Annotated in this window: 10 protein-coding genes; 5 read left to right on the top strand and 5 right to left on the bottom strand. The window is 53.4% G+C overall.

The features are described 5' to 3' along the window. Nucleotides 1-177: 177 nt before the first annotated feature. The gene (malT, locus tag NXS97_RS02785) at nucleotides 178-2880 is read left to right on the top strand and encodes an HTH-type transcriptional regulator MalT (protein WP_105087592.1); all 2703 of its coding nucleotides are present in this window, start codon (nucleotides 178-180) and stop codon (nucleotides 2878-2880) included. A gap of 40 nt (nucleotides 2881-2920) precedes the next feature. On the opposite strand, the gene NXS97_RS02780 is transcribed toward malT, so the two are convergent. The 3 genes from NXS97_RS02780 to NXS97_RS02770 form a co-directional block, all read right to left on the bottom strand. Beyond that, nucleotides 2921-4150, bottom strand: coding sequence for an MFS transporter (locus tag NXS97_RS02780; RefSeq protein WP_014593725.1), 1230 nt, complete (start codon nucleotides 4148-4150; stop codon nucleotides 2921-2923). Nucleotides 4151-4261: 111 nt separating this feature from the next. Further along, nucleotides 4262-4699 carry a GNAT family N-acetyltransferase gene (locus NXS97_RS02775; protein ID WP_029568780.1) on the bottom strand — a complete coding sequence of 146 codons (438 nt, stop codon included), beginning with the start codon at nucleotides 4697-4699 and terminating at the stop codon, nucleotides 4262-4264. After that, nucleotides 4696-6030 carry a glycoside hydrolase family 10 protein gene (locus NXS97_RS02770; protein ID WP_170934914.1) on the bottom strand — a complete coding sequence of 445 codons (1335 nt, stop codon included), beginning with the start codon at nucleotides 6028-6030 and terminating at the stop codon, nucleotides 4696-4698. Before NXS97_RS02770 ends, NXS97_RS02775 begins: the two co-directional genes overlap by 4 nt. Nucleotides 6031-6184: 154 nt before the next feature. Here NXS97_RS02770 and NXS97_RS02765 point away from each other — a divergent pair, with 154 nt between their 5' ends. From NXS97_RS02765 to NXS97_RS02750, 4 genes are all read left to right on the top strand, one after another. Next, complete coding sequence (locus tag NXS97_RS02765) at nucleotides 6185-6349, top strand: DUF2256 domain-containing protein (RefSeq protein WP_013025800.1); 165 nt, start codon at nucleotides 6185-6187, stop codon at nucleotides 6347-6349. Between the two features lie 152 nt (nucleotides 6350-6501). Beyond that, nucleotides 6502-8829 carry an FdhF/YdeP family oxidoreductase gene (locus tag NXS97_RS02760; RefSeq protein WP_029570018.1) on the top strand — a complete coding sequence of 776 codons (2328 nt, stop codon included), beginning with the start codon at nucleotides 6502-6504 and terminating at the stop codon, nucleotides 8827-8829. Between the two features lie 309 nt (nucleotides 8830-9138). Beyond that, the gene (locus tag NXS97_RS02755; protein WP_014605821.1) at nucleotides 9139-9852 is read left to right on the top strand and encodes an MgtC/SapB family protein; all 714 of its coding nucleotides are present in this window, start codon (nucleotides 9139-9141) and stop codon (nucleotides 9850-9852) included. A gap of 253 nt (nucleotides 9853-10105) precedes the next feature. After that, the gene (locus NXS97_RS02750) at nucleotides 10106-10642 is read left to right on the top strand and encodes a C40 family peptidase (RefSeq protein WP_014593738.1); all 537 of its coding nucleotides are present in this window, start codon (nucleotides 10106-10108) and stop codon (nucleotides 10640-10642) included. Nucleotides 10643-10861: 219 nt separating this feature from the next. Here the strand turns inward: NXS97_RS02750 and NXS97_RS02745 are convergent, their stop codons facing one another. Together NXS97_RS02745 and NXS97_RS02740 are read right to left on the bottom strand one after the other, a co-directional pair. Beyond that, nucleotides 10862-11095: a hypothetical protein gene (locus NXS97_RS02745; protein WP_029570026.1), complete on the bottom strand. Its 234-nt coding sequence runs from the start codon at nucleotides 11093-11095 to the stop codon at nucleotides 10862-10864. A gap of 792 nt (nucleotides 11096-11887) precedes the next feature. Next, nucleotides 11888-12298, bottom strand: a complete 411-nt coding sequence (locus tag NXS97_RS02740) for a VOC family protein (protein ID WP_112900388.1) — start codon at nucleotides 12296-12298, stop codon at nucleotides 11888-11890. Nucleotides 12299-12595 lie beyond the last annotated feature (297 nt).

The raw sequence follows: 12595 nt of genomic DNA, 5'->3' as shown, positions 1-12595 counted from the left end.
AGGGAGGAGACGGTGAGGCAAGTCTGAAAATTTCACTTAAGTGTGATTAGACTCGCTTTTGTGAAGATTCGCTAAAGCGTCCGCTTGCTTTATCAGGAGGGATAGCTGAACGTGTGAGGAATAATTACGAAGCGTAAAAAAATGATGCGCCAGACGTTAACGGAGAAGCGTGCGTACATGTTAATCCCCTCTAAACTCAGCCGTCCTGTCCGCCATGAAGCCACGGTGAAACGGGAGCGGCTGATACGAAAACTTTCCGCTGCAGGTAACTACCGCCTGGTGCTGGTAACCAGTCCTGCAGGCTATGGCAAAACCACCCTGATATCGCAGTGGGCTGCAGACAAAGCCGATTTGGGCTGGTACTCCCTGGATGAAAGTGACAATCAGCCAGAGCGTTTTGCGGACTATTTAATTGCCGCCCTGCAGCAGGCCACGCACGGCAGCTGTAGCCGGAGCGAAGCGCTGGCAAACAAACGGCAGTACGTGAATCTGAATGCGCTGTTTACGCAGATTTTCAATGAGCTTCATGCCTGGCATCAACCGCTGTGGCTGATTATCGATGATTACCATCACATCACCAATCCTGTGATTCATGAAGCGATGCGTTTCTTTTTACGCCATCAACCTGAAAACGTTACCCTGGTGGTGCTTTCGCGTAATCTTCCCCAGTTGGGGATCGCCAACCTGCGCGTTCGCGAGCAGTTGATGGAGTTGAGCAGTCAGCAACTGGCGTTTACCCATCAGGAGGCGCAGCAGTTTTTTGATGCCCGACTGCCTGCGCCGCTGGAGTCCGAAGATGCGGGGCGCCTGTGTGATGACGTTGCAGGCTGGGCTACGGCGCTGCAGCTTATCGCGCTCTCGGCCCGACAGGGGGCGGGCGCGGCCCAACACTCCGCGCGTCGCCTGTCAGGGATCAATGCCAGCCACTTAACCGATTATCTGGTTGAGGAAGTGCTGGATAACGTCAGTCTGACCACGCGCCATTTTCTGCTGAAAAGTTCGCTGCTGCGTTCACTTAACGCGCCGCTGATTACCCAGGTGACAGGCGAGGATAACGGCCAGTGCTGGCTGGAAGACATTGAGCGGCAGGGGCTGTTTCTGCAGCGGATGGATGACTCCGGCCAGTGGTTTAGCTATCACCCTTTGTTTGGCAGTTTCCTGCAACAGCGTTGCCAGTGGGAACTGGCTGCCGAACTTCCGGCGCTGCATCGGGCGGCGGCAACCAGCTGGATGGCGCAGGGCTTCCCGAGCGAGGCGATTCATCATGCGCGTGCTTCCGGTGACGCGGAGATGCTGCGTGATGTGTTAACCGAGCACGCGTGGTCGCTGTTTAATCAAAGCGAGCTGCCTTTACTGGAGTCCTCGCTGAATGCACTGCCTTGGGCGATGCGGCTCGATAATCCCAGCCTGGTGTTGTTACAGGCCTGGCTGATGCAAAGCCAACACCGCTACGCAGAGGTGAACAGCCTGCTGGCCCGATTTGAGCAGGAAAGCCAGTGCGAAATTGATGCGGTATTACGCGGTGAATTTAACGCGTTACTGGCGCAGGTCGCCATTAACGATGGCAATGCCGATGAGGCGGAACGCCTGGCGATGCTGGCGCTGAATACGCTGCCTGAGAGCCGCCACTACAGCCGTATCGTGGCAACCTCGGTACATGGCGAAGTCATGCACTGTAAAGGCGAGCTGAGTAACTCGCTGGAGTTGATGCGCCAGACAGAGCAAATGGCGCGGCGGGATGAAGCCTGGCACTATGTGCTCTGGAGCCTGATCCAGCAAAGCGAAATTTTGTTTGCTCAAGGCTTCCTGCAAACGGCGTACGAGACTCAGGAGCGGGCCTTCGTGCTGGTCAAAGAGCAGCATCTTTCGCACTTTCCGCTGCATGAGTTTCTGTTGCGTATCCGCGCCCAGCTGCTGTGGGCCTGGGGCAGGCTGGATGAAGCCGAGCAGGCGGCACGCGAGGGCATGAAAGTGCTGCAGGGTTATCAGCCTCAGCAGCAAATACAGTGCCTGGGCTTATTGGTGCAAAGCGCAATTGCCCGGGGCAACCTGGACAACGCACGCAGCCTGTTGAACCGGCTGGAAAACCTGCTAAACAACGGCCGCTGGCACAATGACTGGCTCGCCAATGCCGATAAGGTCAGAGTGCTGTACTGGCAAATGACCGGCGATACGCAAAGCGCCAGTGAGTGGCTGCGTCAGACACCTAAACCGGCCTGCGCCAATAACCATTTTTTGCAGGGCCAGTGGCGAAACGTGGCACGGGCACAGATTTTGCTCGGGCATTACACGCAGGCAGAAGTGATTCTCGACGAGCTTAATGAAAATGCGCGCCCCTTGCAGTTGATGAGCGATCTCAACCGTAATGTACTGCTGCTGAACCAGATTTACTGGGAAACCGATCAGCGTGCAAAAGCGCAGCATGCGTTGCTGGATGCGCTCCGGCTGGCCCGCAGCACGGGGTTCATTAGCCACTTTGTGGTGCAGGGCGAATCCATGGCGCAACAGCTGCGTCAGTTATTGCAGTTGAATACCCTTGATGAGCTGGATAACCACCGCGCGCGCCGCATCCTTAACGAGATCAATAAGTATCATCGTCACAAATTTGCCCATTTTGATGAAGGCTTTGTCAGCCGTTTGCTGAATCATCCTGACGTGCCCGAGCTGATTCGTACCAGTCCGCTAACGCAGCGTGAATGGCAGGTGCTGGGGCTGATCTATTCCGGCTACAGCAACGAGCAGATTGCGGCGGAGCTGGATGTAGCCTCAACCACGATCAAAACCCATATCCGGAATCTTTATCAGAAGCTGGGGATTACGCATCGGGCTGAGGCGATGACTCAGGCGCAGTCGATGCTGAAAATGATGGGTTACGTCTGAGAAAGGCAACAGGCAGCGACGCGCTGCCTGTTCGCGCGGTTTAGTTAACCCGACGTGTATCAGGCATCAGTAACGTGGCAAATCCCAGCAGCGGAAGAAAGCCACAGGCGTTATACACGGTAGTGATACCGTACCCGTCAGCCAGTTTCCCCAGCGCCGCCGCGGCGATACCGCCAATGCCAAACATGGTGCCGAACATAATCCCGGCCACCATCCCGGTACGGCCGGGCAACACTTCCTGCGCGTACACAACCAGCGCGGCAAATGCTGATGAAAAGACCAGGCCGATACAAACGGTCAGCACCACGGTCCAGAACAAATTGGCATGCGGCATCAGCAGCGAGAACGGGATAACACCCAGAAACGAGATCCAGACAACCGCTTTGCGGCCAATGCGATCGCCAATCGGTCCGCCGGCCAGCGTGCCAACCGCGACGGCGGCCAGAAAGGTAAACAGGTAGATCTGCGCCTGCGGAATCGGGAGCTGAAAGCGCTCAACCAGGTAAAAAATGTAGTAGTTACTGATTGAGGCAATATAGGTAAATTTTGCCAGCAGCAGCACGCCAACCACGGACAACGCCACTTTGACATCCCGCGAAGAAAGCGACCGCAGCGCCTGAAGGTTGTGTTTTTTCATGTGCGCATGGCCGTGTTTCACCGTCCAGCGGCTGATGCCGGAAAGAATAATGACCGCAAACAGCGCAATGATCATCAGCCAGCCGACCGCTATCTGTCCATGCGGAATAATCAGCATCGCCGCCACTAAAGGCGCAAACGCCGTGCCAATATAACCGCCGACCTGAAACGTTGACTGTGCCGTACCAAAGCGGCCGCCCGATGCCATTCTTGCAACCCGCGAGGCTTCCGGGTGAAAGGTTGCAGAGCCAACGCCAATCAGCGCCGAAGCAACCAACACCACGGAGAAGTGCGGGGCCATCGCCAGGAGTCCGATGCCAATCAGGGTCGAAACCATGCCAGACGGCAGCAGCCAGGGTTTGGGATGTTTGTCGGTGTACAGGCCGATCCAGGGCTGCAACAGCGACGCCGTCATCTGATAGATCAGCGTGATCAAACCAATCTGCGCGTAGCTCAGCGTAAAGTTGGTTTTCAGCAAGGGATAAATCGATGGCAGCATGGCCTGGATAAAATCGTTACAGCAGTGGGAAAATGCGACCGCGCCAAGAATCGACACCAGAATCTTCTGGCTGTCGTCAACGGTGGGGGGCAGATCCGGCTGGCTTGATTTTACGTCACTGGTGTAATCAGACATGAAGATTTCCGCTTAAGGCTTTACGTTTATTGACGTATCTTACTCCACGAAAAAATGGCGGTGCTGACAAACGTGCTATTTATGGCAAATTAGTAAAATAATTGTTAATGCTCATAACGTTTTACTCAGACAAACCGACACAGGCTTATCCTTGTACACACCATAGCGCGCGGTTTGTTGATAGCCGTGACGCTGATAAAACGCTACCGCGCGGGTATTAACGACGCGGGTAGAAAGGCGAATTGCCTTGTAGCCGCGCGCCCGGGCAAGCTGCTCTAGGGCTGACAGCAGCGCCGCGCCGGTTCCCGCGTGCTGTCGGGTTGAAAACATGCGTTTCAGTTCGGCGGTTTCAGCGGAAACATGCACGAGTGCGCCGCAGCCAACAGCGTTACCCACTTCATTGGTGGCAAGTATCCACAGCGCCCCGTCTGAGGGATTAAAGTGATGGGTTCCGTTGTCGCCGGTTATTGCCAACAGCTCGGCTGACAGGCGGGCCGTCAGCGTCTGTAGCGCGGGTGCGCTGCCGGGGACGATGTCGGTATGAATCATCGAGTCTGCCCCCAACGGCTGCGCAGATAATTCACGGCATCCTGCGTTTGCGGCTGATTCAGGAAATCTTCACGAAACAAGATAGTGCCATCAATCTGCGGGAGGGAATCGTTAAGATCCAGCTGTCTTTTCAGCTCCGGCACGCCACCGTTAATCGTCCATTCCGGCTCATTTTTGGCCGGCACGCCAACTTTATATAAGGCGATACCGATATACAGGCGAGTTTTGGTCGGCTTGACGACGTTAGCCCACCAGTTTGCCAGCACATCATAGCGGGCAGCGCTGCGCGAGAAGGGCCAGTAGATTTGCGGCGCGATATAGTCCAGCAACCCTTCCTGCACCCAACGGCGCGTATCCGCGTAAGATTCATCGTAAGCCGCCGCGCCGCGCGTGTCTGAGCCTGCCGCATCATGTGAGCGGTTGCGCCAGACGCCCGCAGGGCTGACGCCAAATTCTACATTCGGCTTGAGCTGCTTGATGGTGTGGGAAACCTGCTCGATTAACAACTGTGTATTATGTCTGCGCCAGTCTGCTTTGGACGCAAAGCCCTGACCGTATTTAATAAAGGTCTGGCTGTCGTTCAGGGCAGAGCCGGGGGACTCGGCATAGAAGTAATCGTCAAACTGCACACCATCGATGTCATAACGCTTGACCACCTCAGCCACAATACTGGTTATCCAGTCACGGGCATCGGGAATGCCCGGATCGAGCACATAGCGATCCCCCGCGGTACGAATCCAGTCACGATGGAGCACAAATACGCTGGCAGGGTGTTGCGACAGCGTGCGGTTTAGCTCGGCTACCGTTGAAGGTTTGGTATTCACCGATACACGGTAGGGATTGAACCAGGCATGTACCCGCATACCGCGCCGGTGCGCTTCATCGAGCATGAACTGCAGCGGGTCAAAGCCCGGATTCTGCCCAATTTTCCCGGTCATCATGTCTGACCAGGGCAGGATTTTTGAGTCCCAGAGCGCGGTTCCGTCAGGTTTAACCTGGAAGAACACCGTGTTGATTCCCAGACTTTTCAGTTTATCCAGCTTATCCGTCAACGCTTTTTTCTGCACCCGAATGCGCACGTCGTCGCTGCTGATATTCACCGAGGCGAGCGGCGGCCAGTCGAGGCGTGAAACCGTGGTGAGCCAGACGCCGCGCATGGGTGCGTTGTGCGGCACCGGTTGAGAAGGCGGCGCAGGTTTACTGGCGGGCGGAAAAGGCGTAACCAGAGACTTAGGCGGCGTCGAGGCACAGCTGACCAGCAGTAAAGCCGAGGCTAACAGGCCGGGTTTTACCGCCGCGTTAAGGCGGAAAAGATCGCGAAGGCTGATGATGATAAACTCCGTGTAGCGCAGTCCTTGATGCAGGCTATTCTGATCCTATTTGCCGCAAAGTCAATCAACCCTGCCAGCATCTGGTCACGCAGTTTGCCTTACCCGGCGCCTGAACTTTTTATGCTGAGGCGTAACCTGAGCAAAGGAGCGATAAATGAAAACATTTAAAGGCAATAAACAGTCATTGCCGGTTCGCTATTGCAAACAGTGCCAGAAACCGATGACCTGGCGCAAAAAGTGGGAAAAGTGCTGGGAAGAGGTGCAATATTGCTCCGAGCGCTGCCGTCGGCAGCGGCGAGCCACAAATGCCGATGCCTGAAAGCCGGTAAAATCCTGTGGTTTTGCCTGCGATAACCCGCCATGTAACATTTAGCAAAAGTTATCCTGGCTTTTACATCACTGTTCCCACGCACCAACGCAATTACTGTACCAGGCTTAAAGAAAAGCCAATAACAGTGATTGTGGAGCAATATGAAAGAGCAAGAGAGCACATCAGGCATTCATACCTATGACGGTGCGGCGGGCGGCTGGGGCGCGTTAAAAGCTGTGGCCGGTGCCATTCGCGGACAGATGGCGGTAACCCAGGATGTCATTGCGCTGTTCAAGGTCAACCAACCTGAAGGGTTTGACTGTCCGGGCTGCGCCTGGCCCGATCCCAAACATACTTCATCGTTTGAGTTCTGTGAAAACGGCGCAAAAGCGGTTTCCTGGGAAGCGACCAGCAAACGCACCACACCTGAATTTTTTGCGGCGCATACCGTTACCGAGCTATGGGGGCGTAATGCCCATGAGCTTGAAGGCGAGGGCAGACTGACGCATCCGATGAAGTATGATCCCGCCAGCGATACCTATCAGCCCATTGCATGGGAAACGGCCTTTAACGAAATTGGCGAGCGACTGCGGAGTTATCAGGATCCCGACAGCGTGGAGTTTTACACCTCGGGCCGCGCCTCTAACGAAGCGGCGTTTCTCTGGCAGCTGTTTGCCCGCGAGTTTGGGACCAACAATTTCCCCGACTGCTCAAACATGTGCCATGAGCCAACCAGCGTAGGCTTACCCGAATCCATTGGCATCGGCAAAGGCACGGTGGAGCTGGATGATTTTGACCACTGTGATCTGGTGATTTGCATCGGTCACAATCCTGGAACCAACCATCCCCGCATGCTGGCAACCTTGCAGGAGGTGTCAAAACGCGGTGCCAAAATCGTCGCCATCAACCCACTGCGCGAGCGCGGTCTTGAACGTTTTACCGCGCCACAGAGTCCGGTTCAGATGATAACCCTCAGTTCAACGGAACTCGCCTCAACCTATTATAAAATTCGGGTAGGCGGCGATGCCGCGATGCTGAAAGGCGTGATGAAATGTTTGTTGGCGATGGATGATGAAGCTAAAGCGAACGGCAACCCTGGCATCTTCGATGAGACCTTTATTGAACAACACACGCAAGGCATTGACGCGTTAAAAGCCGATTTGGCTGCGACAGACTGGGATCATATCCTGAAAGTGTCCGGTATGACGCGCGAGCAAATCCAGCATATTGCTCACCTTTATGCCAATGCTGAACGCACAATCATTTGCTACGGCATGGGGATTACCCAGCACCAGTATGGAACGCAAAATGTTCAGCAGATTGCCAATCTGCTACTGTTGCGCGGCAATATGGGCAAGAAGGGCGCAGGAATCTGCCCTTTGCGCGGTCACTCTAACGTGCAGGGCGATCGTACCGTTGGCATCACTGAGATTCCCTCCGAAAGCCTGTTGAACAGCCTCGAAAAGGTCTTTGGCTTCAAGCCACCGGCCAAACATGGTCACAGTGCGGTACAGGCCGTTCAGGCAATACGGGATGGCAAAATCAACGCGTTGCTCTGCCTCGGCGGTAACCTGGCCGAAGCGATGTCCGATCCCCAGGTGACGTTCCCAGCCATGCGCAAGCTGGACATGGTCGTGCATATGGCCACCAAGCTGAACCGGTCGCATTTGCTTCTGGCAAAACACAGCTATCTGTTCCCGGTGTTAGGCCGCACAGAGATCGATCGGCAGCAATCCGGCGCGCAGAGCGTCACGGTTGAAGACTCCATGTCGATGGTGCACGCATCACGCGGTACCCTTGATCCTGCCTCACCGCATCTGAAATCCGAACCCGCGCTGGTTGCCGGCCTGGCGAAAGCCACACTGCCGGGCACGGTAGTGGACTGGGACAGCATGATCGCCGATTACAGCCTCATTCGCGATGCCATCGAGAAAGTGGTGCCGGGTTTTGAAAACTTTAATGAGCGCCTCCAGCAGCCTGGCGGGTTTCGTTTACCCAACGGCGCCTCCGAGCGAGTCTGGCACACGTCGTCGGGCAAAGCGCAGTTCCTGGTCATGGAAGGCATCAATGAAGATCCGCGCTCGCTGAAGTGCCACGACCTGGTGTTGACGACATTGCGCAGCCACGACCAATATAACACCACGCTGTACGGCCTTGACGACCGCTATCGCGGAATCAAAGGACGCCGTGATGTGTTGTTTATCAGTGAAAATGAGGCGGAAAAAAACGGTGTCCGCATGGGCGATCGGGTGAATGTGATTGCGCTGGATCCTGACGGAAACCCAACGCATCGTCGTATTGATAATCTCACCATTGCCGTACACGACATGGCTGAAGGTTCGGTCGCAGCTTATTATCCCGAGGCTAACGTACTCATACCGCTGGACAGCTACGACACGAAAAGCGGTATTCCTTCCTATAAAAGCACCCCGGTAATGATGGAACTGGCCCAGACAGAGGCGCCAGCGGATAGCGCAACGCGCCGCTAAGGGTTTTCTGCTGGTCTAAACCAAACCTTAACGAACGGCCATCTGAGTGGAAATCTCTACTCAGATGGCTATACAATCGCCGGGAATTTTACTCATGAGGCAATCAACCTTGGACACAAGTCCCGAACGATTACACCTGGCTTCTGCAGTAAGATAGTCTTCTGGCTGTCTTAACTGCGCGTTAAGATGGCGGCTCAATCTTCCCTCCATAACGTGATGTGCTCTGTGCATCAGCGCCCGCTGTAATCCATTTTATTCATCTTTATTTTTCCGTACTGCGCATACGTGCGTGGCGGAGAGAGGTTTATCATGGACTGGAAAATCTTTTTACTGCGCGTGTCGGCTGCGCTGATTCTTGGCGCGCTGATTGGCAGCGAACGCCAACTGCGCCAACGTATGACCGGCTTGCGTACGAATGCGCTGGTGAGCACCGGCGCCTGCTTGTTTGTTCTTATGACCCAATGTGTGCCGGGCATTGCCAGCGACGCGACGCGCGTTGCCGCCTATGTGGTTTCTGGTATTGGTTTTCTCGGCGGCGGGGTGATTATGCGCGACGGATTAAACGTTCGTGGCCTGAACACTGCCGCCACCTTGTGGTGTACCGCGGCCGTTGGGGTGCTGTGCAGCATGGGATTATTGCTTGAAGCCGCGATTGGCTGCATGGTGATTCTGTGCGCCAATATCCTGCTGCGCGAGCTGGCGCTGGGCATTAATCGTCAGTCCATCGTCTCCGCCGACGAAGCGGTGCAACATTATAAAGTACAAATTGTCTGTCTGGCTCAGGATGAAGTTCAGGTACGCAGCCTGATGCTGCACAGCCTGGGCAACAGCGGCTTGCGCCTGCAGTCGCTCCATAGCGAAGATATGGATCCGCCACATCGTATGGAAGTGAATGCTGAAGTGATGGGACAGCCCAGCATGACCGGACAGCTGGAAAGTCTGGTGAGTCGCATCAGCCTGGAGAAAGGTGTCAGTTCCGTGCGCTGGCAGGTGTGCGGGTTGGATCCGAGTGAAAACGGATAGAACAAAAAACAGGCGTCGCTACGTGAATTCTGAGGAACGGGCAGGGGAGTAATCCGTCAGATTTCGCGTAGCAGCGTGATTTTGTTTATTAATTTCTGTTCCCATCGCACAAATTTTGAGCTATATAAGGAGGGCCTGACGCTCGAAGTGTAAGGTTAAGTAAAGCGGAGCTTTGATATTTCTATAAGCGAATGAATAGGTTATAAATCCCTTAACTTTGCTGACTCTTTATCTTTACTGTGCGGATCACTCGATGAAGCGTAGAACATCTTTCTTTTTACTTTCCGGCCTTATATTGCTGATTTCCGGCTGCAGCCATCATCCTCGTCCCGAAGCTCCAGAGGACGTTTCCGCATCGGATTCAGCTCAAAATCCTGATTTAATTCCCATTGTTGCTGCACTTCACGACCAAATGCACACCTGGCATGATACGCCATACCAATGGGGCGGCACGCAGCTGTCGGGCGTGGACTGCTCTGGTTACGTCTGGCGTACTTTGCATGACCGCTTTAATCTGCCGATGGACCGCGTGACTACCGCCGATCTGCTGCATATGGGCGTACGCGTAGCACCGGAACATTTACAGCCGGGCGATTTGGTGTTTTTCCGTATCGGTGGTGGTATGCATGTCGGCTTCTATGACACAGACCATCAGTTTATTCATGCCTCGGCCAGCAAAGGCGTGATTCGTTCGTCACTGGATAACCCATACTGGAAATCCGTTTATTACCAGTCGCGCCGGCTGACGCGTGAATACGGCGCGCAGGTGACGTTGAACCGAACAAGTTGATGCGAAGAACGCAAAGCGATTTTCTGGCGAGTGCGTAACTGGAAAACTTGCTGCCGTAGTGCTGAAAACACAGTGCTGAAACTACAACGCCGAAATCTGTGCAGCAGCAGTTTGTGTGCGGATGATTATTCTTATCGCATTGTTATGATTGCTTGCTGATGAATACGGTTGTTGCCGGGACGCCCGCGAAGTTCTGATACAACCGACGCCGCGCCATGTTCACGATAACGCGCTGAACCTGACGGACGGTGAGTTCGAGAAGGCGCGCAGCTTCACGCTGCAGTAGAGTGTGGTCGTGAACGCGCTGAATGATGCCGAGCCGAAGTACGCGCGAGAGCAGCCTGAACGGTCAAAGCGCATGACGCGTAAACAACAGAGTGTGATGACGCTGCCGTGCAGCTGAAAGTGGGCAATAGTCAGATCATGACAGGCAACGCTACGTGAATTCTGCATAACCCGCAGGGGTTCTGTGCGCCAGTTTTCACGTAGCGCGCCCGGTGATTAACGGGCTTCAGGTCCAGAGGGGACGAAGGTGAGGTCCCGGTTCGTAACCGGGTACGCGGCGGGATGTCTCATTTAACATAATATACATTATGCGCACTTTTGCAGGTAGACTTTGATATGGCCGTTTAGCCCGTCTTTTTCGCATATCAAGCCATTACTGTCTCTTTACGCCCTGGCTTTAAGTTTGCCTGATGACCTACATCTCATTCATTTCGTCATCAGGCCACAATCGAAAAAACTGCTTTGTCGTTTTGCGACTTTCCTCTTTACTCAGTGAGATTAAATGATGATGAACTTTTGCGACGCATGTTCATGGTTCGAAATGCGCATCAGCATCTCTGCTCTATCGAGATTCACTTAGCATAGAGAAAGCGTGTTTATGGAAGATGCACAGAGTCCCGGCATGTCGCATCTTAATTTTTTTATAAGGCTGCATGGGCTGCATGATTGCCTGCAAACCAAACTGACGCTGCCAAATGAAAGTTAGTGCACCAGGTTGCCAAATTTTCCACAGAATTCAGCATAATCGATCAAGGCGAAATTTATACGATTGCCAATTGAGGTCTGTTTATAGGTATGATTATTCAGGAACATGTCAGTTCACCTGCAATGACAACCTTACAACGGATACTTTCACCTGTTTACACCATAACGATATCCCTTAAATAACCGCGCTGCCCTTTTCTTCTTTGTCATGAATGAGAACTAATGGCTTATGATCTGACGTTGTTACCGTCCAATTTAACCCTCCCGCAGTCTCTCCTGAGACATCGCCAGGTTTTCCTTCGCTTCTGAGTACTGATAAGACGTCAGTTCAATCTGATTTCCATCAGGATCGGAAAAATAAACGGACATCGACACCTGATGATCGCTGACTATAAAAGGTATGGATTGCGCTGCCAGAATGTGCAATAACAGACAAAAACTCGTGGCTTCAAGACTGAATGCCACGGTATTGCCGGGCGGCTGATGTGTTCTTAAAAACAGCGAAATCGCTGCAGCGTTATTTTTTAAAACCAGAGGGCCACCTTGCTTAAACCAGAACAGCAACGACTCATCGCGTGAAAACCCCAGTACGTCGTTATACCAGCGCTCGGCCTTATCCAGGTCATGCACATAAATGTGGACGTGGTCGATTTTAACTAAGTTCACTTTCACCTCAATGACAACCTATAAAGAGAATCAGCATCGAAGATATCGTGCAGTGATGCAAAATAATGCGCACACCATGAGCTCTGATTTAACATAACTGGTTATGGAATATAGAAGCGCGCCCATTCTCTGATGCATCCCCCCTTTCAGCATGTTCTTAAACTTAGAGCGAATAAGGGATGTTTTCCTGATGATGTCTGTGTGGGTTAGCGCTATGATCAATAAAAAGTAATTTCAGCATCCTATATGCTTAGCCTATGAAATTAATAAATACATCATTAGATGATGTATTTAAAT

The organism is Pantoea sp. B623, assembly GCF_024814475.1.
GTDB classification, from domain to species: domain Bacteria; phylum Pseudomonadota; class Gammaproteobacteria; order Enterobacterales; family Enterobacteriaceae; genus Pantoea; species Pantoea ananatis.
Note: the sequence above shows the minus strand (reverse complement) of the source record. Positions and strands in the feature narration are given on the sequence as shown.

What these genes read in the sequence shown, in the direction of transcription:
- malT (WP_105087592.1), top strand. Translation starts at nt 178, where the DNA reads ATGTTAATCCCCTCTAAACTCAGCCGTCCTGTCCGCCATGAAGCCACG.
- NXS97_RS02780 (WP_014593725.1), bottom strand. Translation starts at nt 4,150, where the DNA reads ATGTCTGATTACACCAGTGACGTAAAATCAAGCCAGCCGGATCTGCCC.
- NXS97_RS02775 (WP_029568780.1), bottom strand. Translation starts at nt 4,699, where the DNA reads ATGATTCATACCGACATCGTCCCCGGCAGCGCACCCGCGCTACAGACG.
- NXS97_RS02765 (WP_013025800.1), top strand. Translation starts at nt 6,185, where the DNA reads ATGAAAACATTTAAAGGCAATAAACAGTCATTGCCGGTTCGCTATTGC.
- NXS97_RS02760 (WP_029570018.1), top strand. Translation starts at nt 6,502, where the DNA reads ATGAAAGAGCAAGAGAGCACATCAGGCATTCATACCTATGACGGTGCG.
- NXS97_RS02755 (WP_014605821.1), top strand. Translation starts at nt 9,139, where the DNA reads ATGGACTGGAAAATCTTTTTACTGCGCGTGTCGGCTGCGCTGATTCTT.
- NXS97_RS02750 (WP_014593738.1), top strand. Translation starts at nt 10,106, where the DNA reads ATGAAGCGTAGAACATCTTTCTTTTTACTTTCCGGCCTTATATTGCTG.
- NXS97_RS02745 (WP_029570026.1), bottom strand. Translation starts at nt 11,095, where the DNA reads ATGCAGAATTCACGTAGCGTTGCCTGTCATGATCTGACTATTGCCCAC.